The sequence below is a fragment of the Pseudoalteromonas sp. 2CM32C genome, assembly GCF_023161925.1.
In the GTDB taxonomy this organism is placed as follows: domain Bacteria; phylum Pseudomonadota; class Gammaproteobacteria; order Enterobacterales; family Alteromonadaceae; genus Pseudoalteromonas; species Pseudoalteromonas marina.
Map to the genome: position 1 here is coordinate 295138 of NZ_JALNTI010000004.1, position 25980 is coordinate 321117.

The following is a 25980-nucleotide window of genomic DNA, read 5'->3' on the forward strand; positions in this document are numbered from 1 at the left end:
TGTTTTATTGACATAAAGATTAAACAAATATGAGAAAATAATGGCGAAAATATGTAAAAAAAAAGACACTCAATAAGGCTATTAAGTGTCTTTTTTTATTTAATTGCTAAACGTTATTTAAGCTCAGCAAGCATCTCGTCGCTATAAGGGACTAACTCTTCGCCGTTTGTTACTTTGCTAATGTAATCAGGGTTTGCAATTAGCGGGCGGCCAATCGCAATTAAATCAAACTTACCTTCATTAATTGCATCTTTAGCTGACTCAAAGCTGTAGCTACCAACACCAACAAGTACTCCTTTGTATCCCGCACGTAAAAACGCTGATGTAGTTTTGCCTTCTAGCGATTCGAATGTTGTGCTGTCGTCAAAAATACCACCGTGCAAGTAAGCAAGGTTTCGTTTTTCAAGTTCAGGTAGTAAGTAGTCAAATACCGCTTTGTCGCGGTTATCTTCACTCATATTAAAGTAGGCGCCAGGTGTTACACGCAGTGCTGTACGCTCGTTACCTACTGCAGCAATAACTGCATCGGTAACCTCAAGTGCAAAGCGAGCCATGTTTTGCGGTGTTTGGCCGTACTCGTCTTCACGTACATTGGCTTCATAATGTAAAAATTGATCAATTAAGTAACCGTTTGCGCCATGAATTTCTACACCGTCAAAACCGGCTTCAATTGCGTTTTCGGCGGCTTTGGCAAAATCTGCAATTAACGATTTAATATCATCAATGGTTGCCGCTTTTGGTGTTATATAAGTCAGCTCGCGCATGCGGGGCACCGAACCTTCTACGCCAATTGCTGAAGGTGCGAGTACTTCACCATCAAAAAAGTGAGGGTGCGCTACACGGCCAACATGCCAAAGTTGAGCAAACATTTTACCGCCATTTGCATGAACAGCGTCGGTCACTTTTTTCCAACCTTGAATTTGTTCGCGTGTAAACAAACCAGGCGTAGTTGGGTAACCTTGCCCGTCTGGGCGAATAATTGTCGCTTCGCTAATAATAAGACCTGTGTCTGCGCGGCGAGCATAATACTCAACCATATCTTGCGTTGGCACTAAATTTTCGTCAGCCATACAACGTGTAAGCGGTGCCATTAATACACGATTTTTAAGTTCAATCGTGTCATTTAATCGATATGGTGTAAGTAAATCTGTGTTCATTGTATAAATCCTTGATTAAGTGTATGTATACTAAGTGCGGCCATTTAGGCAACATTCAAGATCAATTTTGAATGTTTGCTCAAAATATACTGACTAACCCATAAAACAGATCTAAATAACAAAAATAATTGTGAAGTTTTCAACACGATGTCACATAACTCGATATACTTGTACGCTATAAATATAAATTGACCGCAACAAAAGTGAGCCCATCATGACACGCGCAAATGCAACCGAAGAACACGACGTAATTTTAGGCCTTGGGGCCAAAAAGCGTCTCGCTTTTATGTTTGAAACCGTACAACAGTACAAGCAGGTATGGATTTTAAATGACGACGACGGCTGTGTAATGCTTACTAACGAAGATGACGATTGTGTGCCTGTATGGCCTACACGAGAATTTGCACAAGCATGGGCAACGGGCGACTGGGAAGGATGCACACCTAAAGCAATCCCTACTAATGACTGGTTCAGCCGATGGACACCCGGCCTTGAAGAAGACGACTTACTTATTGCCGTATTCCCGACAGAGGAAGACGACGGCACTATTTTATTTCCTGATGAATTTGAAAGACAACTAAAAGCACCAAAGAAAAAATACTAAGTAACTAGCATAACTTTATTTAGTTTATGAACGCGGCTTTACAATAGCCGCGTTTTTTATACCTGCTTTCTAAAATTTAAATATGCCTGAGTGATTGCCTTAGCATCTTCAACTTGCGGATAGTGCCCAAGCTCAGCAAAGCTGTGTGTGCGGGCATTAGGTATTATTTTTTCATACTGTTCGAGCATGTGTTTTCCTGATATTGGGTCTTGCTCACCTACAATAAATATTACCGGTATATCGCTATTAATAATTGCAGTAACCCAGCGCTGCTCGTTTTGCTTTCGCTGTGTAATGTAATTAATTAGTTTTGGCATAACACGTAAACCATTATTGTGATTTAAAAGCGCCCAAAGCGTATCTATAACTGCAGGTGCGGGTGGTGTGTTTTCACCAAATATAGAGGTTAAATTTTTGGCAAACTTTTGTTTACTCATTAGCTTAGGGACTATCCAGCCCAGCTTTGAAAGTAACAGCTTTTGTATAAATAACGGTTTATGTGCTTGAGGAAACAACCCGCCATTTAAAAAGCACACACTGTGTATGTGTACTTCACTTTGATTAGCCACTTGCCTCGCTAATAGCTCTTGGGCAACGGTATCGCCATAGTCGTGGGCAAGTATATGTACATTACTTATATTTAAACGCTGTAAAAAATGTGTGTATAAATCAGCTTGCTCTGCAATTTTATAATCCGCTTTAAATGGCTTATCCGAAAGCCCAAATCCCAGCATATCAAGTGTGACTAAAAAGTAGTGTTTACTGAGTTCATCCCACATACCTTCCCAATCCCAGCTTGCACTTGGAAAACCGTGAATTAAAACAAGCGCGGGGTTATGTGTATTCCCTGCCGTTTTAGTAAAAATTTGATGCCCGTTTATATTTATAAATTGACCGCTTAATTGCCATTGTGAAAGTGTGTACATGTTATGAACCAGAACTTTTGTATTTAAGTGTTGTAACACAATTACCCATAAACTTCGAAAAATCACCAGCAAGCTTTAACGCATAGATTAAAAGAAAGCCTTTTTCATTACAAAAAAACGAATTAATACGGTATCAACTGGGAATCTATGCTAAATAAAAGTATTAAACAACATACTATTTAACAAAGAGTTTAGTTAATTATTAGCTTGTAACTTAACCATTAAATGCTATATTCAAAGCTCTTAGGCAGTAATACAGCCGTAAAAAATACAATACAAAAGGATTGCTAAATGGCTTTGCAAAGTAGAGCTAATAAAGGGGTGCTATTAAGTGCTTTTCTTCAAGTTGTAATCCTCACTACAGGTATTTTTTTAACCTACTTTCAACAAATTCAGCATCAACAAACCTTAAACTCAAAAGTAACAGCTGCGCTAAACAGCAAGTTAACCAGTTTATCCGTAGGCATAAATAACAGAATGGAGTTATATCAATACGGGTTATTTGGCCTTAAAGCGTTTATACAAGGTATTGGAATAGAAAATTTAGACTACACCGCAATTAAGAGTTATTCAAACGCAAGAGATTACGCCCAAGAGTTTCCTGGTGCTAACGGCGTTGGGTACATAAAAAAAGTAACACATAACGAACTTACCGCGTTTATAAATAAAGCAAAAAGCGAACGCCCCGATAGCCTATTTAATTATAAAACATTTTCTGAAAACAAAAATGATCACTTTGTAATCCAATATATTTTTCCTGAAAGTGGTAATAAACAAGCAATAGGGTTAGATATTGGCTCAGAAACTATTCGTAAACGTGCAGCATTAAGCGCGGTTTTTGCAAATAATCCGCAATTATCTGCACCTATTACGTTAGTACAAGCAGATCAAAAAGCTCATCATGGTTTTTTGATTCTATTACCCATTTATAATAGTAATATCACGCCTGCATCTGAAGGCGAACGCCTTGAAGCACTGCATGGCTGGGCATACTCCCCTTTGCTTATAGACAATATTTTAAACTCATTATTTGATATTGATGAAAACTACTTAACCATTAGCGATCTCAACGATGCAACTAATGTGGCCTTTTTTACATACGGCAATCCAGCAAATAACACTGAATTTAAAGTATCCACTGTGACTAAAGTGATTGGTCGTGAGTGGCAAATAACTTTGCATGGTTCTCATGCGTTTGTAGAAAACCTGCATTTGCCCTATCAGTATCAAGCACTCGTGAATGGTATTTTTTTAACGCTCATTGCTATGTTAGTTGTGCTTGCAATACAGTTACAATTTTTTCGAAAAGCCCAAAAAGAAAACTTAAGACGTGAAGCCGAGCAGGCACATAAAAATATTCTTGAACAAGCCAATTTAAAACTAGAAACCGATGTAAAACTGCGAACTCAGCAAATAGCTGATATTAGTATGCTACAGCGTAGTATTTTAGACAGTGCTAGCTACTCTATTATAGCTACCGACATAAACGGTTTAATCACCGAGTTTAACCCTGCCGCAGAGAAGTTACTGGGCTACAAGGCATTTGATGTAGTGGGTAAAAAAACCTGTGGCATATTTCATTTAGAAACAGAACTGATAAGCAAAGCAAAACAACTGAGTATTGAGCTCAATAAAATAGTGAGTCCTGGATTTGAAACATTAATTGTAAAGGCAACCCCCACAGAACCCGATGTTAATCAATGGACCTATGTAGACTCTAAAGGCAAGCATATTCAAGTGAGCTTAAGTGTTACGTCGCTGTTGAATAATAGAGCCCAAGTTGTAGGTTTTTTAGGCATTGCGTTTGATTTAACGCAGCAAATAAAACACGAGCACGCGCTTGCTCATGCAAAAGAACTCGCAGAGCAAAGCTCTAAGACTAAATCTGAATTTTTAGCGAACATGAGCCATGAAATACGTACACCTATGAATGGTATTTTAGGTACTCTGCAGTTACTGCAAGAGCAACCGATGAATGATAAATCAACAGACTACTTAAAAAAAGCACTCTACTCTACTCGCTCATTAACCACTATTATTAACGATATACTGGATTTTTCTAAAATCGAAGCCGGTAAACTTTCTCTTGAGCAGAAGGTGTTTGAGCTGGACGAATTAATTCATCATTTAGAGTCTGATTTATTAGTACCTGCCCAAGATAAAAATATTTATCTAAAATTTAAATCAACGATTCATCATAAATACTGGCGTGGTGATGCTGTAAGAATAAGGCAGGTGTTTTTAAACATAATATACAACGCAATTAAGTTTACACACAAAGGAGGTGTAACTGTTGAGTTTAAACTAACTGACGATGAACAAGTTTGCGCTATTGTTTCAGACACAGGTATTGGTATTCCAAAAAATGTTGTAAACAGGCTCTTTGAGAGATTTGAACAAGCAGAGTCTTCAACCACGCGTGAATATGGTGGAACAGGGCTTGGATTGCCAATTACGAAGTCGCTAATCAACCTTATGAACGGTGACATAAAAGTAACAAGCGAAGAAGGTGTTGGTAGCCAGTTTTATGTATACCTACCGTTAGAAAAAGCTGACAACATACCAAGCACTGATAATACTGAAAATTTAGATTTTCCCGATCTAAGTAATAAAGTTATTTTGATTGCTGAAGATAATAAAATTAACCAAATAATTGTGAGCTCTTTTCTTGAGCCTACAGGTGCTAAATTAGTCATTGCTAATAATGGCTATGAAGCAATAGATTTATACAAAAAGGTATCACCTCATATAATTTTAATGGACATACAAATGCCAAAAATGGATGGCTTTGAAGCGTGTAAAGCCATAAAAAGGATAGATGCATCACAAACAGTTATTGCACTTACAGCCAATGTACTCTCTGAACAAAAGCAACTTTATGAACAGTTTTTTGATGGGTACGTATCAAAACCTATTGAAAAACAAAAACTAATAAACGCATTACATATTAAAAATAGCTAAAGCCGAAATACCTTAAAAACTGACATATTAGGTATTAAATGGTTATATAAATACTTATAAAGTATTTTTTACAAAAGCACATAAGCAAATTAAAGGGGGAGTATGCTTAGATTATTTAGTTTATATTTATGTATATTGTTGACCCTATTGTCTTTTAGTACATTAGCTCAATCGCTTAATGATGAACAAATTAAAAAAATTGGGCCAGCTATTTGGCAACAAGTTAATATAAAGTCACCTGTTTCGGGTGAACAAATAATCAGTGCATATGAAAATAAGCAAAGCCCTCTTGTTTCTTTATCTGAAATGCGTGGACCCGCTGTTGCTAAAATACCACTGTCGACTCTGAATGAAGAACGCTGGTTTGTATTACCCCAAGCAAACTACCTAGATGGTGGTTTTGCTTATTGGCAAGATACACAGGGAATTCGTTTAATTGCTGATTTTTCTCAGGGTAATTTGTCGCAGTCAGCAATTATAATGCATGGACAAGCGTTTCAATTAAACCTAGAAACAAATTCTCAAGGCGTACTGTGGCTTTATTTAAATGCACGTCATTACGCCAAACCAGTGAGTGTAACCTTTTTAGATGAGCCTACATTTATATACCAGCAGTTTTTTATAAATTCACTCAGTATAATGTCCATCACCATTATGCTCACCCTTGCCTGCATGGCATTCATTCTTTATTTAAAAACAGGTCAAAACGTTGCATTATATTGTGCAGGTTATATTGGCTTACACGGAATTGGTTGGGCGTTTGCGGCTGGAGTTTTTGGCGTGTTTTACAGCTTTAAAAGCATAAACTCGCATTATTTTGGTATGTATATTTTTTCGTTTGCGATATCTTCAGCCAGCGCCTTTGCCTATTACTTATTTAATTTTCATACGGTTGAAAAAACACGAATAAGCCAATTTTTAAAGTATTTTTCTTATGTCGCTTTTATTAGTGGCTTTATAAACCTAGTACTACCCTTTCATTGGGTATTTTATTTAGCACACACTTTAGCAGCAATATGGGTGGTACTAACGTTAGTGCTCGGCTTTAAAATGTTGAGCTTAAACGATTTTAGAGCAAAGTACTTTTTAACCGGTAATATTGTTTACAGCCTATCACTTGTTGTCTTTATTTTATCTCACCTTAATTTATTCGTAACGGCGTCGGCTGAACTTTGGGTGCTTGTTGCCCTCGCTATTGATTGTATTTGTATATTACTTTCATTATCCGAATGGCTGAAAATAAAGCAAAACGATTATATTAACGCCCTTGAGCAATCCCGTATTGACCCACTTACAAAAGTAGGCAATCGTTTACTACTACAAGAAAAGCTAAATTCCATAGGCCATTATTATTTAATAGGATTTATTGACTGCGATGGTATGAAATCAATAAACGATCAACTAGGGCATGCCAGTGGCGACAAACTACTTATCAATGTCACTGAATTAATTAAAAAAGAACTGGCCAACCTAGGAGATGTGTATAGAACTGGAGGCGATGAGTTTATATGTTTGTGTTGTGCTTCGTCGTTAAACGAGCTAGAAAAATTGGTAGACAACACAACTAAAGCACTTAATAAAGCGCATATTCAACTAAAGCAAACGTGGCCGCAATCTGGTTTAAGCTTTGGCATTGCTAGCAGCAGTGAGTGCACAGATTATAAAGCATGTTTTACTTTAGCTGATGAAAGAATGTATGCGGCAAAATATGCTCGTAAAAATAATACACCTACTAACCACAATACCACTCAGCAGATTTAAAGCACAAAAAAGGACGCCCAAAGGCGTCCTGATATTGAATGATGGTGTGGATTCATATAAAGCATTAACTAATTTGATTATATTTAACATTTACAAAGGGACTCAGAAAGTTAGTACTATTAGTTACCCTATAGTACTAACTTCAATTACATACATAACTATGTAAGTTAACTAAACAAATTATATGAGTTGGTTACCTTATCAATCTAATGAGTAAACACTATCAATAATCGCTATTATTAAATAACGTTTATCTCCGGGTAGCCAAGAGTTGTCATAGAACCCAATTCATCAATAATTATTTCCATTTCATTACCACCATCACTTTCTTCCTTAAGCCTAGAGCCTTGTGGATATATAAGTTTTTGATTTGTTGAACCTCGAAGTCTTAAATATGTGTTTCGTAATGATTGTTGATAACGCCCCGATATAATTAGGTCGCTATTTTTATATAAAGTTGACCAATAACCTTTAAGCTCGAGTTCTCTTTGTTCAAAGCCGGTATAAACAACGCTCGTTAAGTCAGTTTTTTCCTTTATCCTTTTGATTAACCAAAGTGTGTTATCAGCTTGTTCAAGCGGTTCACCTCCCAAAAAGGTAACACCACTGATTTCAGGCGTATTCAAAATTTGTTGATATAACTTTTCCCTATGTACAAGGCTATTTTCTCTATGCGGCCACATTTGATTATTCCAGCAGCCTTTGCATCCTAAGCTACAGCCTTGTAGCCAAATAGTAAAACGAGTACCTGGCCCATATATATGAGTGTGAGGCTCTATATGGCTTAAATTAAATGAACTTTTAAACTTGGCTGTATTAAGCATAAATTAAATGTGTCTCACGCAAATAAGCTGAACTTTGCCATTAATGTGCTTTTCTTTGACGCTATAACCCTGAGCTTGAGCTTTTGCTATTGCTTGTTGCCGAGTAGCTTCCACCCTCGCCTTCCTTTGCTCTTCAATTTCTTTTTTTTCTAATTCTGCGAGTTCTGCTAAATAATGCTCATATTCATACACATACTCTTGCTCTAGCTCTGATAAGAATTCAGCGACCTTTTTATAATGCTTCGAACCTAGAACTCGTGCATTATATTGATCAGAATCATGCCTCAAGACCCAAAGTTCGCCTTGCTTTCTAAAGTGCTGATGTCCATTGTAATCAACTCTATTGGTGGCTATATCACCACACTCGACACCATTTATACCCTGAAAATCACGTATGTTTTTTACGGTTACATTTTTTGGTTCATGCCCTAAGTTAATAAGCGCCTGAAAAAGCACAATATCTAGTGCGAAAGGGGTAGTGGTTTTAATAACAGCACTCATTAGCACCCTCGCTTATTTTCGACAACATTAATTGCTTTTACAGTTTGTGATTGATGATATTCATCAGTCTTTTTTAAATTAATAATATTAATGTGTTCGCCAAGAAGCTCAACAACTGCAGCTATACAAGAATCACCTTGAAACCCTTCAGTTTTGGCATTAATTTGGCCTTGCTCATCAATCGTTATAATAATTTGTTGCTCAGGCATGAACACCACCATTTTTAAAGGTACAAACTGTTGCTTTTAATCGAGACGCCTCTTTATTCGCAATATCATATTTATCTAAAGATTTAATCACTAAGTAGCGTTTACCTTTATCTTGCATTAATGAAAAATCATCAACTGGTAAATCTTCTGAAGGCCAAGTAATTTTTAACTGTTTTTTATCTTTTAGCCCGAGTTGTTTATCAAAAGATTCATTTAAGCTTTGTACTTTTGGTTTGTTTTGCTCATGACGCACAAGTTCATCAATAACCGTTGCTAAACGTTTTTCAAGATTATCGGTATTTTTCTCAATATCTAGCAGCTCTTTATAAACTTTGCTGTGTTTAGTAAATAGATGGTTGTGGACTTGGTATAATTTAGCGTGTTTCTTTCGATTTTCTTTATTAGCAAAGAATTGTTTGCCGCTTTTTAACTCTTCGGCCTCTTTTGGCAATGTCGCTGTATTGCCTTCTATTTCCTCACTTCTGTAAGTTTTAACTTCCTCACGGTACTTGCTTTCTATTTCTCTGAGTAATGTTTCTAGCTCTGGTCGCTTATTTTTAATACGTTCTTTCGCTTTGCTCACGTCCTCACGTGCTTGTTTTTTATTCGCCGATAACTGCTTATTTTGTTTATCCCACATATGTTCTTTTTCAGCCAAATTGATCTGCTGAGCTATTTGCATTTTATTCTGATTTATTTCTAATAATATTTGAGAAAAGTCATCTTCTGCATTTTTTCTCTCAGCAGGTGTTGAATGTAAAAGGTTAAAATTTTTGAGCTCATCTATTCTTCCAATCAGTTTTTTACGCTTCTGATCTTGCCCCAAAATAAATTGACTTAATAAACTTGCAAATGAGCGGTCGCTACTTTCGGTAAGTTGTTTACTTGAGTTATTAAGCATGCTCTCAGCGTCGCAAAGTGATTGGTGCCATTGATTATTTACTTTATCCCACTTACCTACCAATTCATCTTTGGTTGCGCTTTTAGGGCAGTAAGGAGGATGAATAATGCCAGAGAACGTAATATGTTGCGCCGCAAACTTATCAGTCCAATTAGTTTGTTTCGAAAATAAAACTTCAGGAGTTTCAGTCAAAAACTCTCCGATTGACTGGCAATATTTTTCTTCCAAAGTAATAGCTTTGCGTTCATCTATCGTCATTAGCTCTTCGTTTGAATTATTAGCAGACACAAAATCAACATCAACAAGCTCACACACTTTGGGGTTTAACGCTAGCTCCCAACAAGCTTGCTCAATAGCTTTATCAATAGATTCCGTCACCTTATTTTTTTGATCGTCATTAAGTTGAATAGCCCAATTTACTTTACCTGCAGAGAATTCGTTAGGAAGTAACCAAACAACTTCTTCACTTCTTTCATCATCTTTAGCTTCATACACGATATTAGGGTAGTTAAAGTCAGTTAAAATTATATTTACTGAATTTTCTTTTGCGATACGATTTAGATCAGAAAATTGCCGATTTGAAATCAAGGTAGCGTACTCTTCAAGCTCAATTTTATTTGATAAAGCTAATGCGTTAACTGTCGATATCGCTGTTTTAAATGATTTTCTATCAAAATAACCATCTAACTGATAATCATCGTTTAAGACAATTTTGACATCTGCACGTTGAGCCTGACGCTTTAACTCACCTAGGTATTCATGCTGTGCATTATCCCAAAAGTGTTTGCAGAAACTGCGGTAACTATCATCAATTTGATCTAGTGTAAGATCCAAACAATAGCCATTTTCATCTAACTCTGTGATAACTACACCGCGTTTATTAAAGTACTGATGATCACTTAAAAATATTGCCCCTGCCTGAGCAACCCCGGTTCGAACTAAACAACGCGATTTTAGCCGATCTATCGCTGTTTTGTTTTGTTCATCATCACCTAAGCATAAGTAGACGCGTATGGCAGGTTGATTATCAACGAGTAACTGTATCGTTTTGATAATCTCACTATCAAACAAGACATCTGCAGAAATAATTAAAGTATGCTTTGTTTCTTCTATCTGCTCTATCAATTCAAATTTATTAAATGCAGCAACAATATCACAATCATAAACTGATTCAGTGTTAATATTTTTAGCTACAAATTTACTGCTAAGCTCTTGTTCACTATAGCTTTTTTCAAACTTAATTTTTTTTGGTGCTAGTGTTATCATTACACACACTCCCTGTCGAATGCTTCAACAATGTCGTGAAGATATTGTGGTAGTTCTCTCTTGTCTAAGGGAGTAAAAGTCGGTGTGCCGTGCACTATCCACTGGCCATGGTTCTCACGAGCAAAGTCTAAACTTGCGCTGACTTTCCAGCACTTTAAGCCTCCCGATGTATAAAACAACCAGTAGCGATCATGATTATCTGGTGATTTATCAATAAATTTAGGCTGCCAACTTTCAGGTAATTTCTTTTTGTACATTTTCTCAAGTGTTACAAACACCCCATCAGATACACCTGTTTTTTTGGCTATGCTTGTTAAAAGGGCTTGCTGATGATCAATTGTGAAATAGCGATCTGAAATTATAATATTTTCTATAGTTCTACCATTGGTTAAATGGTTGATGAGTTTTGCCAATTCGAACTCGGCGTTGTCATCTAATGTTAAAGCAACACCATAATCAGCCGCTATATGTGGCATTAAATCGAATCCAGCTGCCGCTTGCCAATAGGCTGTAGTTTTACCTTCAGCCCCTAATATTGCTAGCATCTTATCAATCTGAATAGGTGTAATATCATGTGCTATTAGTTCTGGTTGAGAAAGCCACTCCAATTGCGCTTTTTCTGAGTGTATCAACGCTTTATGTTTTTGCTGATAATAATGTTTGCACCACGCTTCTAACCACTTTTCTCCATCACCTGAATTCTGGGGTGTAATTGGCAATGGCTGATGTTCTTCTATCTCAAATGAGCCAAAACTTGTTGAATTAACTGTTTCAAAAGGAAGTGTTTTTAACGATAAGTCGTTAAGCGTATTTTTCTTATCAATTGTTTCACTAAAAGGAAGGGAGAAATATTGCTTTTGATTATTCCACTTGCCATTTAACTGCTTACCTATACTGTCCATTAATTCTATATACTGGTTGTGGCTGGTTGGTAAATTAAAAGAAAGTTCTCTTTCAACAGGTGTCGATTTATTTCCCCTCCCCTTATTGGAAACTTCAATATTTAATTTCCCACTAATAATAGCTTTACTTTGCGCTGTTAACTGCCAATTTAAAGATGTACTTGCTTTATTATAAGTATCGCAAAGCACTTCAATGCTTTTAATCGTAACCTTAGCCGACTCAATTGATATCGATTTATCATTTTCTATCACTAAGTTAGTAGTAATAACCTGCTCAGTTAAATATTGATTGATATCACCACGATAACGTCGATATTGATTAAGGTTTTTTGTGGCAAAGGCATCAATACGCTGTATTAGAATTGGATTTTTTAATAATAATTGATCATTTTCTGCAAACCAAATGTGATACAAGCCCCGCTCCAATATTGGTAACAATGCTGTATTCATAAATTCTTGGCCCTTGGCCGTTAACTCATTATTGCGATCGATTAAGGCTAACTTTTTTAAATACTCAACTAATCTAATTGGAAGTTCTTCTACTTTTTTAAGCGCATCAACAATATCCTGTCGCTTGACATAAACCTCTACCGTTCCCAACAAAGGCAAGCACACTAAATTAACCTTTCGGCTTAATGTAAACAAAGGACCATTAGCTTTACTACGTGCTTTTTTAGAATGTTGTCGTATGTTTTCAGGATGACCTGTTTTAGATCTATCCTTGGTAATATCTGGTTTTATTTTCTGTAATTGTTCTTGCAGTGACGAATTCATTTAACTTTCCTTGGTAAAAGCGCTTTAGCCAGGTTCTTAAGCTCAGTAGTTCGGCTATTATTCGCAAAATAATCATAACAACCTACAATCGCTAGCTGATAACGAGCACGTGTAATCGCAACATTAAGCCGATTAGGTGAGTCTAAAAATCCATCGCGGTAATTATTAACCATAGATAGAAAAACCAAATCAGCTTCTTGCCCTTGAAAATAATCAACAGTAGCCAATTTAATAGGTTGCCCTTTATACTCAAATTGACTATATTTTTTGTTGTTACCCGGCAGTTTTTGTAATTCTTTTCTCAACGCGGTTTCTTGGCCTTTATAAAAGGTCAGAATAGCGACACTAAAAGGCTGCCCTTCATCGTTTACACGACCGTCCCCCCAATCACAGAACTGTTTTAATTCTTTCAGGATTTTATCGACTTCGGCTTTATTTTTGTTTTGATTTACTTGGGCATGCTTACTATTTTTTGGAATATCGAACCAAGTTGCGTGCGATTTAAAGCCTTGATACTGCCACTCCCTATCAATATAAACACTATCACCATTTTTAAGTGACTCACCATGATAGAACTGCTGCCCCGGGAATTTAGAAATAGCTGGATGCATTCGATGTTGGTAGCTTAGCGTTGTATGGCGTTGCTTTTTAATAGCATTGGTAAAACCTGAGTTAAGCGTATGCGAAATATCTTGTTTTCTTTTTTGTAACCCATTACCTGATAACGCTTCTAGTACTGAGGGAAATGCCACTTGTTCAAGCTGAAAAACTCGTCCTTCGCAATTTATACTTTTCGGCAAGAGGCGCTCTATAGTTTCCTTATAATTTTTAGTTTTATTATCAAAATTGCGTGATAGACGTAACCAATATAATCTTTCTAATCGCCAACATACCTCCTCAGCCCAAGATTTTTCTTTTAATTGTTTATTAAAGTGCTCTGCTACCTCTGACGTTCCTTTGATATTAGCGCCACGACTATGAAGTCTTTGGTCATTATCAAATAATGCTTTATGTGAAAATGCGTGAGAACTCGAATGCCAGTCATCTGATAACCAAATACTATCAGCGGGTACGAACGCATTAATTTTTTGCAAACAATTATCAGCAATAAAACACAAGCTATAATTCCAAAGTTCAATTGGGTTTGAAGCGTACTTATCTACATTTGATGTATCGATCACTAGGATACGTTTATATTCTTCGTCTATTTTTACTCTTTGCGCAAGTTCGACCTTTAAGGCTTTCGCTTCTTGTGGTGAAACCGTTTTTATTAATTGATTTGAATATGCTTGATGGCTTTTCTGCTCAGCTCTTAACGCTTCTAGTAAAAAACATGCTGTTTGCAAGTTTTTATCTAACGTCTGCAAAGCATGCCCTCTTCTACCAGGCTTTAATATCAGGTTTTCGAGGTTTGCGACTATCTGCTCTCTATCAGTAAAAGGGGAAAGTTGGCGGATATCTCCGACTAATATGTGTTTAGCCGCATAGCGAGCAGGTACCAAAAATTCCTGAAAAGGGGTTTTACTGCACTCGTCTATGATCATCACATCGAAAGCTGGCTCATAAAGAGGTAAATTAACCTCTTTATCATTAAATAATCTCATTATACCAATGGTAGTTCCACATATGAGATTGGCACTATCAACTAATATTTGTTTACTCGTATTTTCACTTTGAACCATATTATCAAATTGGTAGTGTTCAAGTCCTTGAGCGTTATGAGCATCTCCTATTCTAAGTGCAAACACTTCATTAGTAAGTTGTTTACTGTCTATACGCTCTAGAACATTATTTATTGCAGCATGAGTTGAAGCTGTCAAAAGTATTTTTTTACCTTGACGAACTAACTGGATAATAAGCTCCAAAATGGATGTTGTTTTCCCTGTACCAGGCGGGCCATCAAGAATTGAAAAATCAGGTGTAGCTAATGCTTTTTCAACGAAATCACGCTGTTCTTGACAGCCTTTAAAGCGAATATCCGTCAAAATCTTCCATTCGTCCTCTTGAAGAGGCTCCGGCTCTATATGCCGCCAAGGTTTACTTCCTTGGTTTTTAAATAAATTCAGTAACCCATGCTGTCCTGAGTGAGGAGCAGACGTCAGAGCTAGTATGGCATCTTGTTGTTTGCGTAATTGAGAAATATCAGCTTTGGCTTTAATAGTTTTACATATAGGCAAAACGCTTTGCTGTTTAGTTTGTTTTGATTTAGCCAGTAATAACTGCTTCTCTTCACTATTACTTTTTATTACGTGAAATGCCTCGCGATTATTATTCTGGTTAGATTCCAAAATAATTGCGTTCTCACTAAAAAAATAATCGAGTAACGACAGCCCGCTATCATCGTTATTTTTGGGTTCTATTAACTGTATCCACTGCTCTTTTGTATTTTCTTCCTTAATATCAAATTCAAGCTCTGGATGAGTACATAAACTGCAGTGGCTTAATTTTGTTACATTACTATGTTGTGCAGTAATAATGACGTTAGTACTGTTTAAAGAAAGCTCCCAATCACTTTTTTTTTGTGGGTTCCCATTACTATCAAACAAGCTCTCAACAGTTAAGTTTTTAAGCTCGCGTGCGGTGATATCTTCAACTTTAGCGCAATCATAATTAGGTTTATTCGCTAAAATAACTAACCAGTCAGTAGCTGCCTTTTTTACATAAATAGGCAATACGGAATCCGAAAACGTTTTTATGACCTCAAACTTCACGGTTACATCATTGAGTTTGGCTGTACCTTCTTTTTCATTTAACTGCCCAAACAGATCAATAACTAAATCATTACAAGTATCGATACTGTACCTTTTTTCATCCACCATCAGAATATCTGTGGTTATAACAGTAAGGCTCAAGGGTACTAATATAATTGTATAACCTAGCCACACCACAGAAGTAATAACTTCACTGTGTTCTATTTTAATTTCATAAAAACCATTACGTACCCTGGAATCAGTTACTTTAATTTTTTGACTTTTTTTACCTTTACCCAAAGTTACGGGCTCATCAAGGTCAACTTCAAAGTCATCATCTAAGTCCGCATTGTTTAATCGATACCAATCTTTATCTTGGTTGATTAACCGTATACGAGTAAGGGGGACTATTTGATATATATTTTGCTTTGGCTTAATAATAAATTGCTGTTGAGTAAGCGCTTCCCATTCACATGTAATTTCTTTATCTTTAAACGCCGTAATACTATTAGACAAATAATTACGAAAAGGGCTTAGACCATCGCGCACTTTGTCTTGAAATTTTGACGACTCTGACTCATCACCGCAAAGTGATAGATAAAATGGATTCATAGCAGATTACTCGAAAGGATTTTCTATTTCAGATTTTAAGCGAGTCATTGATTTTGATTTATCAGTGATTACTTCTGGTGTTTGTGAGCTTGCGCGCACTGCTCGCCCTTTGACCCAAGAACGGGTTTTATCGATCAATTCGTGCATAGTCATTGATATAGGCGTAGTTACTTCAATCGCTGATTTGATATGTTCAAAATTAACATCAATGCCATCGTCAAAAGCCATAAACAAAGCCTCTTTAATCACTTCTTCTAACTCAGCCCCAGTAAAACCGAGTGTTAGTTGAGACACTTCTTTTATCTCAACTGGAGTTAAATTATCTTCTCTGCTTCGCTTTTTTAAATGAACATTGAGGATATCTTCCCGCTCTTGCCCTGTAGGTAGGTCAACAAAAAAAATCTCATCAACGCGACCCTTTCTAAGTAACTCTGGAGGCAACTGTGCAATATTATTAGCTGTGGCAACAACAAATACAGGCTTTTTCTTTTCTTGCATCCAAGTCAAAAAGCTACCAAGCACTCGCGCTGTAGTACCTCCATCCGATGAACCTGAACTTTGAATACCTGATAATCCTTTTTCAATTTCATCTATCCATAGAATACTGGGAGATAGTGTCTCTGCTAACTGCAATGCTTCACGCATATTTGATTCTGATTGACCAACGATACCACCAAATATTTTGCCAATGTCTAATCGTAGTAAGGGTAATTGCCAGGCGTTCGCTGTTGCTTTAGCGGCTAAGCTTTTACCTGTACCAGGCAAACCTAATAAAAGTAAGCCTCTTGGCTCCTCCAAACCAAACTCTTTTGCACTTTCACCAAAGGCAAGCTTTCTTCGTTTAAGCCATTTTTTTAAGTTGTCGAGACCACCTATATCATCCAACGTAGCACTTGGATGGAAGTACTCTAAGTGGCCTTGCTTTCTTATGACTTGTTCTTTTTCTCGAACAATGCTTGAAATATCAAGTTCATTTAATCGCTGCTTCTCACTAGCAATTTTCGCAAATGCTAACTGCGCCTCACTTGTAGATAACCCCAATGCTGAATTAAGAAACTCAGTACTGAAAGAGCAATCTCGTTCATCTAACTCAAACTTTTGTTTAGCTTGCTCTGCGAGCTTTTTTAGTTCTGAGAGATTAGGCAAAGGCATTTCAAAAACTTGGGTATCTTTTACCAACTCAGTAGGTAAATCAAAAACAGGTTGTGACATGATTATAGTCACTTTATCAATTCGCCTTCCAGCAACGGCTACGGCAAAACTTCGCAAACGCGAAATATTTTTATGATCAAATGTGCCTATGTGAGGATGAAAGTCCTCAAGGAGTAAAATACAGTTAACAGGTGTGGGTAAGTCATCTTGATTATCACCGATTACCCACTCAAGTACTTCGGAGGGGGTATCTACATCTTCCATTAGCTCTTGTTGGCTAATCCCTCTTCTTAAACCTTTACAGCTATCCCAAATGAAAGTTTCTAGACTTAATATATCAGCAATTGAGTTAACTGCGGCCCTAATTCGAAGGGTATCATGACTAATAATTTGTATAAGAGGTGCACCGGCTTTCACAGCAAGTGTTATTTTTTTTTTGAAATCCATAACTATCCATACAGCATAAAAAGATAAGTTTTTTAGCCAAGTAATATTCCTATTTCCATTTGGCCTTCAGAAAAAGTACTAAACTCTTAATAACTATTCAATACTTAATTTAATTATAATAGGTACTTAATAAAAATATCATATAAAAATGATTAGAAAATTATTTGTTATTCTTGTTTGTAAACTCATTGGTTATTCATTTAAATTACTGCTAATGCTTTGTCTGTTGCCTGTGCAAGCGCTTTAAAAAAACGCAGACACTTTTCAAGCTCATCTTTTTTAATTATTTGTGGTTGAGTAGTATCAAGCTGTGCATGGTGTAAAGCTTCCCCCCTTTTCGAAATCCACTTAATTAACTGCTCTCTGGCATCTTTTGGTAATACATTAGGCCATGACCATTGCTCAGTAATATCTACACCAAAAACTCTTCAAATAGCTTTTTGGTTTTATTTGAATTTGGATTATGAAAAAACTTTAAACGTTCATTTAATTGCTTTTCTGCAAAGTGACCAAATTGAGAGCCTTTAATTAAGCTAAATTTGGCATCAAAAATTTCAGTTACCACATCTTCAACATAGGTTTCCCATGCGGTTAGCGTCATTATTAAGCTTGCTTTTTTTTAAACATCATAAGAGCATAATTCTGGATGGTTATTTAGCGTTTCAAAGCATGCTAATAGTTGTTCTGCTTCAGATAGGGCTCTATTAAAATTTTGTAATGAGAGGGTCATTTTCTTCCTTAAATATTTAACTAACAATTAGGTGTTTGTTAGTACTACTTTATTTTTGTAATGCTATACAAAAATTTATAAAAATATATTTTCACAAGCTTGCGAAAACTTAATTCGTTCTGTTTTAGTCTTTTTTGTAATCACTAAAATTAATGATATTACTGTTATCAATTATACCGTTTGATGATTCACCATCTCGTTGCTGCGCGGTAATGATCGATTGGCAGTAACGTAATAAGCGCTCTATGGGTATAAACTTTTCTTTGCGGCCAGTTACTTTATTAGTAATACGTTTAGGCTGGGTGTTTAAATAAATAGCTAACCCAATGGCAAGGTCTTTAGGTAAATCATAAAGCCCCTCTTCTTGAAGTGTTTGAGTAACCCAAAGTGCGGCATCGCTAATGTGGCCGCTTATACTTAAATCGGTATTTTTAACCCAGTCCGGGGGAAACTCTATTTTAGATAGCTCACTTAACAGCACCGCTATATCGCTGCGTGGTATTAGCTGATACACCTCAAGCGTTTGTGCCATCATTAATTGCCACTCATATTCTAAGCGTTGAGTTAACTCCTGTTGCGATAGCTTTAAACTAACCGGTATAAAAAACGTAAAACGGCTATTCGCCTCACAAACAATGATTGTTTTTTCACGAGATTTATAGCTGTTATCAATAATCTGTAATTGCCAGTTAAAATTATCGCCGTCACTGATTAGGGTATTTACCCCCGCTTGTTTACCGGGTTCATGTGGCAAACGAGGTAAATCAGCTTTTAGGTATTTATTAAGTGCGTTTGAAGCGCAAAGTTGGAGTTTCATCATTTAATATGCAATATTTCGCTTTCCCACTTTTCACAACTTTATCAATCCAATCCAAAACTTCTTTAGCTTCACTCTCACCACATAAACTTATGCTTAATTTATCAGCTTGTGCACCTTGAGTTATAGCTTCAGAAAAACCATGCCCCCCTTTAATAGCCCCAAAAGAAGTAATAATATAACGGTCATGAAAAAACCTTTCAGGCACTATAACTAATTCAAAACAGGGTAAATTTGTGTATTTATCTCGATATTGTGCAGCAAAACTATGCTCGGGATTCGCAGTCTGAATACTCGTAACCAACTTTATAGATGATATGCAAGAGGAACTGTTCGCTTCACCTAAAATTTCATCTAGTACTCTATTCTCTGCGAGACGGAAATACTGATCAACAATTGTTATAATGCCACCTAACTTCATCAGTGGTTTTATTATTGAAGTAATAGCTACTACATTTTTATCAACTGTGATAGTTGGACTTATCAACCAGCTCTCATTACTTTCTAAAATGTCATTATAATTAATAGCACCCTGAAAGTTTTCAGAAATTATATTTTGAAACGGTGCTAAGGCTATTTGTTTCTCACACCAACTATTCCAGCAAGGGTCAATAGAATCTTTGCGGTACTTCGGTAATAAAATAAAGCGATTGATTTTTTCCCTCTGAAGCTTATTCAAGTAATTTGTTATAGATTTCCTTTGTACAGGTTTAAGCTGTACCGAATTTTTTGCAGCTTTAAATGCTTCTTTAGCCCAAGGCTTAACAGGGGCAACTATATAACGACCCTTCTCAAAGCCAAACTCAGTTTTTAATAGTCCGTAATAATGGAACTCCTCTAGACAGCGAGGATCGAAGGCTACTTCTTGATACATCAGAATAACTCCTCATCTCGTTCATCAAAAAAGCCACCAGGCCAATCTTTTTCAAAGTCACCATCAGAGGTTATATCAAGCTTTTTGACTATGGCTCCTTCTTCTGACTTAGACAAAGAAATCACACTAATATCATTGGGTAAAACCGGTACTTGACCAACCGGTAATTTGCCTTCCGAGCTTTCTCTAACTCTTCGTAATAACCTTAATATTAAATGTTCACTGTGTGTTTCTATTAAAAAGCTCGCTTTTGAGCTTTTCTGAATAAGTAAATCGCCTAATTGAACTTGCAATCTAGGATGAATATGAAGTTCAGGCTGCTCTATTGCAATTATGCCTCGCTTAACATAGTGTGCTGCGACTAAAAGTGGAGTCAACTGTGATATACCAACCCCTACTTCGGTAGGCCAAACTGGTATTCGTGAATTTATATCCCATAAAAAAGGGGTAACTGCTTTAGAGTGATATTTTTGCTTAATGCTAGATTGCTCTAAGTCAGCAGTTAATGGATCGGACTCCAACATCAATCCCACACCGGTACTTAATTTATTATTACTTTTTAACCAGTCATCTACCTGCTTGTTTAGCTTTGCATCATTTCTAGCCAATAAATCCCATGCAGCTCTTCCATCATACCAATGCTTTTGCTCTGTATTTGAGTAAATATTAAAGTTTTGATCTGGAACTACCCGCAGTGGTCCGATATTAACACTCTCAGATAACAACCCGCACAACATATCTAAAGGAGCTATAAATAATTCGGTTAAGCATGCCGAGAGCTGTTGATTATGAAAGTAATCACCGTTTATGCCTATTTCAGGCTCAGTAATAGCGAGCTCTAGTTTTTGACCTAAAGGAGGAATACCAAGTTTGCTATGCCCTAAATAAATTGGCTTTATAGCCGCATCATCATTTGAATAAAACTCCATTTCTAAAAGGCCAGGTGTTTTATGCAATAGATAGTGATGCATAGCCGAGACAAAGCCATCTTCAGAAATTCTCTCCTGCTCTATATCATTGTTATATATATTATTTAATAAATGAGGATGGATCAGGTCAAATTCACTAATTAGATTATCAATATAAAAAGATTGATCTGAGGGCTGTAAAGCTACATGTTTTAAATTAAGCTTTGAGATCGTCGTCTTAAAATCTTTTGATTCTGTACTCATTTCACCTAAAAGCTCACCGTCACCAAAAACTGTATAAGACTTTAGATATGCATTTTGCTTTTGATGAGACCAACTTATAACAAACTCTAATTCCAATTTTTCAACTTGTTCTTGAACCGAAGCTAATACAAATAGCGGATCGTCATCACTTATATTGCCTTTATCAATAAGAGATTCAACCATTTGGGTTGTTTCGGTTAAATACTCAACACCAATAGCACCTTGCTTATCTAATTCAACATTAATTGTGATGTCTTTTTCTAAGTCTTTACCATTTACTAAAGCAAAAAAACCATCAATGTACTTACCTTTAATAGCACTTATCTGATTTGGATTAGTAATTTTTTTAGTTAATAGTTGATGTAAATAAAATAAAGCCATTAAAACAGAGCTTTTACCTACACTATTGGGACCAAATAATAAAGTAACAGGCGCGAACTCTATTGTTTGCTTTTCTTTAAATGAACGAAAGTTAGTTAATGATAATTTACTTATTCTCATGGCTTTTCCTTAACCCAATAATAATTATTTCAGTAATACTGATTTTTCAATATTGCCTTCATTATTAAACTTGATGCTCATTCTCAATTCATCCTGTTTGAATATTTCAAGATGCTGCTCAATTGCTTCTTTTTGTTGAGCCATTAAGTTTAAATCACTAAGTAATGAGTGTGAGATTAAAGTAGCTGTATTATTTATATTTTCAGATCGCGTCTCCAGAGTTTCTGAAGAATTAAATAGCGACCCTTTATCTTGAAAATATTGAATAGATTTATTTCGGCATGCAACTACATACTTTTCAACTAATACTTTCCAATTGGCTTCTTTAATATCCATCCTTGTATATTCAGTATTTTGGGGATCTAAATAACCAAGAATAGCGATAGACATATTGTTAAATTTCATTAACAAATCGTAATCTCTACCAATAGATTCAACTTGTTTTACTCTTTTTTTAAAATCTGCATAAGTCGAACTTGTACCAAAATTATCGGCGTCATCCAGACCTTCAATTTGGCTTATTAAATATTTAAATTTATCAAATACCGATGAAACCCATACATGAGAGTCTTTAATGTTAGCTTCTATGTTAACTTTAATTGAACTGCCTAAACTGTCAGGGTTATTGTTCTTTTCGATAAGTGCTGCAACTTGTTCATAATATGAAATAGCGCCTTTGATTTTACCTGTATCTAATACCTCTAAATGTTTACTAATATCACCCAATGAAGAGTTAATAGCTTTTAAATTTTTGCTAATATCAGCTAAATGAGATTGTGCAACTGCAATGCTCGCTATATGAAAAGCGCCTGCCGCAAATTGTTTTACTCTTCCCCCCTCAACAATACGACCTTTGCCCACTATTTTTTTTGTATTAACATCAATTACATCAGCTAGTCTCTCGTTGGTCTTTGTGGTCATAATTGTATATTTACCAGCATCTAAACCTTTTTGTATATCCGCTTTAAACGCCAATTCAATTGTCCTATTAGGTATAGACATACCTGCTTTTGTTGCATCAGTTAAAAAGTGAGTTGCCCAACCATTCATCGCGCTGTCATTAGTAATATCAACAGAGTTTGTAGGAAGTTTATATATTTCGTGAGCAGTAATTATATTATTTCCTGATGAGTCCATTACTTTAAAATTAGAAGCAATACTTTCATCTTGCCCCTGTTTAAAATTATCTACATCATCCGAAGCTAATTTCAGGGCACTTTCTCTTTTCGCTTCTTCATTATCGGATTTATAAGACTTAAGTTTTTTATTTTCAGTGATTAAATAAATCATTAAAAACAAAGAAACTATCGAAATAGCCACAATAACAATTACATAAATATTCATAAAAATCCTTTAGTGTATAAATGAATCAAACTCTACAGTTCGCCTGCAAAGGCTTTTTGGCTTAGTGAGTTAAATAATGAATTTCCACTCTCTTTATGTTCTGATAACTCCTTACTCAATCCATTCAATCGCCTAGCCATAGAATCGTATTTAACTTGCAGATTCAAAGGGACTAAGGGAACTGGGATACCTTTTACAATTCCCATATTTAATCCAGCCATAATTGCACCTTTTGTATTAGTTGCTAAATATTTCTGACAGTCTGGATGATATAAAAAATATGAATGTAGGAAACTAGATAAGCATTTATCTTTATCTAAAGTGATACAGCATATGTGTTTAGTATTAATTGAAGTAGGTATATCTTCAGGTACAACTGCACATCGGCCACAAGTGCCCATAATAGTTATAATTACATCATCAGGTTTGACTGTATATCGCTTTAACTGCTGATACTTTTCTTCTGTGATGAACCGCTGCTTTCCCCACTTAAACTTATTTTCAACTGCGTTATCAATACCTAATACTGCAATACCTTTTTCAACAAACTCACTATGCAATAACTGGCTACCGAATGGCCCTGTTCTCATACTCCCTTTTGTACTTTCAGCTACTTTTTCAACAGTAGTAATTCCCCAACCTTTCGTCTTAGGATCACCGAACATATCTAGAAAGACGCTGCGGAGGAAGTCGTCGGCGAGTTGGGTGGCTTGTTGGCGTTTGCGGCGGATGGTGTCGGCTTTATCTAAAATCGCGGCTATGCGTTTTTGCTCGCCAAGTGGTGGTAGTGGGATTTCAACACTCAATAAATCATTTTTTCCTAGATTTATTTGAAGCCCACCTCCAGCAAACCTTTTATAAACGCTCCTAACTTTGGGGTAATTTAATGCTAATTTTAAGTATGGAAAGTGTACTCGTTGAGAATCTTTAATGACTAGTTTGCCTACTCGCTGATTCAAAAGGACATTTCTCCCCTCTGTTTCAACTACTGTAGGAACTCCCAATATCTTAGGTGCGTCAGCAAGATCTGTCATTGCAATGATGACATCACCATCTTTAAGCAAGAATTGACTATATTTTTCAGCGAAATCATCAGGTAAGTATCTAGCGTTGTAATCGATATCAAAGACACCACCGGGACGAATATTACTCATTCTACAACTTAGAGTATTACTATCATCTACATAGTCAGATGATTTAAAAGCATATCCATTTTGCAAATCACAAATATCTTTTAATCTAACCTTCGGCCAACTCACAGCATCGCCTCCAGCTCTTGTAAGTCTGCCAATATCTCATTTTCCAATGACACTAACTTGCTCAAAATTTCTTTTGGCGGATCGTAGCTTTCTTCCTCGTACACCACTTTTTTGTAGCGGTTGATTGAAAGGTCGTATTTATTGCTGGCTATGTCGTCTTTACTTACCCAAAATGCTTTCTGGGTTTTATCGTTAGTATCACTTGTCGCCTGAGCTTTATCGCGAGCTTTAAATTCGCTGATTAAGCTTGGTAAGTCGTTATCTTTTATTGGGGTGCGTTTGTCATCCAAGCTAAAACCATCGGCTTGTACATCGTAAAACCATACGTGATCGGTGCTGCCGCCTTTGGTGAATATAAGTATGGCGGTGGAAACTCCAGCATAGGGTTTAAACACACCGCTTGGCAATGAAATTACGGCTTCTAGCTGGTTGTTATCTACCATTAATTGGCGCAGTTGTACGTGCGCTTTTGATGAGCCAAATAATACGCCATCAGGCACAATAGTGGCTGACTGTCCGCCTATTTTTAACATGCGCTCTATAAGGGCAACAAACAACAGTTCGGTTTTCTTCGTTTTTACTTTACATAGTAACTCGGGGCATACATCTTCTTCGTCTAGGCTGCCTTTAAATGGCGGGTTAGCGAGTATTATGTCAAAGCCTTCTTTGGCCTTTTGTGGGTAGTGCTCTTTAAAGTTTTGGCTTAGGGTATCTTGATAATGAATGCCCGGTTGTTTAATACCGTGCATTACTAAATTCATGGCGGCTACGCGCAGCATGGTGGCGTCAAAGTCAAAGCCGTTGAACATGTGCGCATCTATGTGGCTGCGCTGCTCTGGGGTTATTAAATCGCCTGAGTAGAGCAAGTTTTCGAGCGGTTTACCGCTGTCATCACATTGCACGTTGCCATTTACGTCAAGCACTGGTTCGCGCTCTATACCCTCGGCTGAGGTGTATTTTTGTAATAGGTATTCGTAACTTACCGACAAAAAGCCACCGGTGCCGGTTGATGGGTCACAAATTTGGCTGGTTACATCTGGGTCCATCATTTCGACCATGGCGCGTATAATATGGCGCGGCGTTCTAAATTGGCCGTTAATGCCTGCTGTAGTGAGTTTGCTAAGCAAGTATTCGTACAAATCGCCTTTGGTGTCTGAGTTTTCAAGCGGTAAGTCGTTTACCATTTCAACCGCTTTTACCAATAGGCTTTGCTTTTGAATCATTAATTGCGCGTCTTTCATAAACTCGTTAAATATCGCGCCTTCTGGCGATACATCGCCTGAGGTTTTTGAAAAATACGGAAACAGCTCATCTTTAACCAGTTTGTATAACTCTTCTGCCCCTAAATGGCGTAGGTTTTGCCAACGAATATGTTGTTCGGCATCGCTAAAGCGGCGGTTAAACAGCTGCTTAGTGCGCGCACTTCGTTTTTCGTCGGCTTGCTCGTTCATGTCGAGCATACGGGCGTACATTAAAAAAGTAATTTGCTCTACTACGGTAAGCGGGTTAGTGATACCGCCTGTCCAAAATTCTTCCCATAGTTTGTCGATTTTACTTTTTAAAGGTCCGGTTATCATTAATGTGTATCCTAGTTAG

The 25980-nt window shown here is 36.6% G+C and carries 20 protein-coding genes; 3 read left to right on the forward strand and 17 right to left on the reverse strand.

What is annotated here, in order from left to right; all coding sequences use genetic code 11:
- Positions 1-113: 113 nt before the first annotated feature.
- Positions 114-1157: an alkene reductase gene (locus tag MTF67_RS10625; RefSeq protein ID WP_058429115.1), complete on the reverse strand. Its 1044-nt coding sequence runs from the start codon at positions 1155-1157 to the stop codon at positions 114-116.
- Between the two features lie 214 nt (positions 1158-1371).
- On the opposite strand from MTF67_RS10625, the gene MTF67_RS10630 reads away from it, so the two are divergent.
- On the forward strand, positions 1372-1761 hold the full coding sequence (locus tag MTF67_RS10630; RefSeq protein ID WP_248519504.1) for a DUF2750 domain-containing protein: 390 nt from the start codon (positions 1372-1374) through the stop codon (positions 1759-1761).
- A 56-nt stretch (positions 1762-1817) separates the two neighbouring features.
- On the opposite strand, the gene MTF67_RS10635 is transcribed toward MTF67_RS10630, so the two are convergent.
- The gene (locus tag MTF67_RS10635; protein WP_248519505.1) at positions 1818-2687 is read right to left on the reverse strand and encodes an alpha/beta hydrolase; all 870 of its coding nucleotides are present in this window, start codon (positions 2685-2687) and stop codon (positions 1818-1820) included.
- A 291-nt stretch (positions 2688-2978) separates the two neighbouring features.
- Here MTF67_RS10635 and MTF67_RS10640 point away from each other — a divergent pair, with 291 nt between their 5' ends.
- Both MTF67_RS10640 and MTF67_RS10645 read left to right on the forward strand, forming a co-directional pair.
- A complete protein-coding gene (locus tag MTF67_RS10640; RefSeq protein ID WP_248519506.1) occupies positions 2979-5648 on the forward strand; it encodes a CHASE domain-containing protein in 2670 nt (889 codons plus the stop codon).
- 102 nt (positions 5649-5750) lie between these two features.
- Positions 5751-7409 (forward strand): diguanylate cyclase, encoded by a 1659-nt coding sequence (locus MTF67_RS10645; protein WP_248519507.1) that lies wholly within the window; start codon positions 5751-5753, stop codon positions 7407-7409.
- 239 nt (positions 7410-7648) lie between these two features.
- Here MTF67_RS10645 and MTF67_RS10650 read toward each other — a convergent pair whose 3' ends face one another.
- From MTF67_RS10650 to MTF67_RS10715, 15 genes are all read right to left on the reverse strand, one after another.
- Positions 7649-8233 carry a 4Fe-4S single cluster domain-containing protein gene (locus MTF67_RS10650; RefSeq protein WP_248519508.1) on the reverse strand — a complete coding sequence of 195 codons (585 nt, stop codon included), beginning with the start codon at positions 8231-8233 and terminating at the stop codon, positions 7649-7651.
- Between the two features lie 3 nt (positions 8234-8236).
- The gene (locus tag MTF67_RS10655) at positions 8237-8734 is read right to left on the reverse strand and encodes a hypothetical protein (RefSeq protein ID WP_248519509.1); all 498 of its coding nucleotides are present in this window, start codon (positions 8732-8734) and stop codon (positions 8237-8239) included.
- On the reverse strand, positions 8734-8943 hold the full coding sequence (locus MTF67_RS10660; protein WP_248519510.1) for a DUF2997 domain-containing protein: 210 nt from the start codon (positions 8941-8943) through the stop codon (positions 8734-8736). Before MTF67_RS10660 ends, MTF67_RS10655 begins: the two co-directional genes overlap by 1 nt.
- Positions 8936-11110, reverse strand: coding sequence for a hypothetical protein (locus MTF67_RS10665; RefSeq protein WP_248519511.1), 2175 nt, complete (start codon positions 11108-11110; stop codon positions 8936-8938). The genes MTF67_RS10660 and MTF67_RS10665 overlap by 8 nt, the downstream gene beginning before the upstream one ends.
- Positions 11110-12786, reverse strand: coding sequence for a hypothetical protein (locus tag MTF67_RS10670; RefSeq protein WP_248519512.1), 1677 nt, complete (start codon positions 12784-12786; stop codon positions 11110-11112). Before MTF67_RS10670 ends, MTF67_RS10665 begins: the two co-directional genes overlap by 1 nt.
- Complete coding sequence (locus MTF67_RS10675) at positions 12783-16088, reverse strand: AAA domain-containing protein (RefSeq protein WP_248519513.1); 3306 nt, start codon at positions 16086-16088, stop codon at positions 12783-12785. The genes MTF67_RS10670 and MTF67_RS10675 overlap by 4 nt, the downstream gene beginning before the upstream one ends.
- Before the next feature lie 6 nt (positions 16089-16094).
- On the reverse strand, positions 16095-17687 hold the full coding sequence (locus tag MTF67_RS10680) for an AAA family ATPase (protein WP_248519514.1): 1593 nt from the start codon (positions 17685-17687) through the stop codon (positions 16095-16097).
- Positions 17688-17887: 200 nt separating this feature from the next.
- Positions 17888-18097, reverse strand: coding sequence for a HEPN domain-containing protein (locus tag MTF67_RS18525; RefSeq protein ID WP_348983492.1), 210 nt, complete (start codon positions 18095-18097; stop codon positions 17888-17890).
- A 2-nt stretch (positions 18098-18099) separates the two neighbouring features.
- Positions 18100-18288 carry a HEPN domain-containing protein gene (locus tag MTF67_RS10685; RefSeq protein WP_248519515.1) on the reverse strand — a complete coding sequence of 63 codons (189 nt, stop codon included), beginning with the start codon at positions 18286-18288 and terminating at the stop codon, positions 18100-18102.
- A 253-nt stretch (positions 18289-18541) separates the two neighbouring features.
- Positions 18542-19237: an amino acid adenylation gene (locus MTF67_RS10690; RefSeq protein ID WP_248519516.1), complete on the reverse strand. Its 696-nt coding sequence runs from the start codon at positions 19235-19237 to the stop codon at positions 18542-18544.
- A complete protein-coding gene (locus MTF67_RS10695) occupies positions 19200-20108 on the reverse strand; it encodes a hypothetical protein (RefSeq protein WP_248519517.1) in 909 nt (302 codons plus the stop codon). Before MTF67_RS10695 ends, MTF67_RS10690 begins: the two co-directional genes overlap by 38 nt.
- Complete coding sequence (locus MTF67_RS10700; protein WP_138739910.1) at positions 20108-21781, reverse strand: AAA family ATPase; 1674 nt, start codon at positions 21779-21781, stop codon at positions 20108-20110. Before MTF67_RS10700 ends, MTF67_RS10695 begins: the two co-directional genes overlap by 1 nt.
- Before the next feature lie 24 nt (positions 21782-21805).
- On the reverse strand, positions 21806-23125 hold the full coding sequence (locus tag MTF67_RS10705) for a hypothetical protein (RefSeq protein WP_248519518.1): 1320 nt from the start codon (positions 23123-23125) through the stop codon (positions 21806-21808).
- A gap of 32 nt (positions 23126-23157) precedes the next feature.
- Complete coding sequence (locus MTF67_RS18530) at positions 23158-24384, reverse strand: restriction endonuclease subunit S (RefSeq protein WP_248519519.1); 1227 nt, start codon at positions 24382-24384, stop codon at positions 23158-23160.
- Positions 24381-25961, reverse strand: coding sequence for a class I SAM-dependent DNA methyltransferase (locus tag MTF67_RS10715; protein WP_248519520.1), 1581 nt, complete (start codon positions 25959-25961; stop codon positions 24381-24383). Before MTF67_RS10715 ends, MTF67_RS18530 begins: the two co-directional genes overlap by 4 nt.
- Positions 25962-25980 lie beyond the last annotated feature (19 nt).

Coding starts and splice junctions, on each gene's coding strand:
- MTF67_RS10650 (WP_248519508.1), bottom strand. CDS start 8,233: ATGCTTAATACAGCCAAGTTTAAAAGTTCATTTAATTTAAGCCATATA.
- MTF67_RS10665 (WP_248519511.1), bottom strand. CDS start 11,110: ATGATAACACTAGCACCAAAAAAAATTAAGTTTGAAAAAAGCTATAGT.
- MTF67_RS10705 (WP_248519518.1), bottom strand. CDS start 23,125: ATGAATATTTATGTAATTGTTATTGTGGCTATTTCGATAGTTTCTTTG.
- MTF67_RS10715 (WP_248519520.1), bottom strand. CDS start 25,961: ATGATAACCGGACCTTTAAAAAGTAAAATCGACAAACTATGGGAAGAA.
- MTF67_RS10645 (WP_248519507.1), top strand. CDS start 5,751: ATGCTTAGATTATTTAGTTTATATTTATGTATATTGTTGACCCTATTG.
- MTF67_RS10680 (WP_248519514.1), bottom strand. CDS start 17,687: ATGGATTTCAAAAAAAAAATAACACTTGCTGTGAAAGCCGGTGCACCT.
- MTF67_RS10675 (WP_248519513.1), bottom strand. CDS start 16,088: ATGAATCCATTTTATCTATCACTTTGCGGTGATGAGTCAGAGTCGTCA.
- MTF67_RS10670 (WP_248519512.1), bottom strand. CDS start 12,786: ATGAATTCGTCACTGCAAGAACAATTACAGAAAATAAAACCAGATATT.
- MTF67_RS10685 (WP_248519515.1), bottom strand. CDS start 18,288: ATGACGCTAACCGCATGGGAAACCTATGTTGAAGATGTGGTAACTGAA.
- MTF67_RS10640 (WP_248519506.1), top strand. CDS start 2,979: ATGGCTTTGCAAAGTAGAGCTAATAAAGGGGTGCTATTAAGTGCTTTT.
- MTF67_RS10695 (WP_248519517.1), bottom strand. CDS start 20,108: ATGTATCAAGAAGTAGCCTTCGATCCTCGCTGTCTAGAGGAGTTCCAT.
- MTF67_RS10635 (WP_248519505.1), bottom strand. CDS start 2,687: ATGTACACACTTTCACAATGGCAATTAAGCGGTCAATTTATAAATATA.
- MTF67_RS10625 (WP_058429115.1), bottom strand. CDS start 1,157: ATGAACACAGATTTACTTACACCATATCGATTAAATGACACGATTGAA.
- MTF67_RS10700 (WP_138739910.1), bottom strand. CDS start 21,781: ATGAGAATAAGTAAATTATCATTAACTAACTTTCGTTCATTTAAAGAA.
- MTF67_RS10655 (WP_248519509.1), bottom strand. CDS start 8,734: ATGAGTGCTGTTATTAAAACCACTACCCCTTTCGCACTAGATATTGTG.
- MTF67_RS10660 (WP_248519510.1), bottom strand. CDS start 8,943: ATGCCTGAGCAACAAATTATTATAACGATTGATGAGCAAGGCCAAATT.
- MTF67_RS10690 (WP_248519516.1), bottom strand. CDS start 19,237: ATGATGAAACTCCAACTTTGCGCTTCAAACGCACTTAATAAATACCTA.
- MTF67_RS10630 (WP_248519504.1), top strand. CDS start 1,372: ATGACACGCGCAAATGCAACCGAAGAACACGACGTAATTTTAGGCCTT.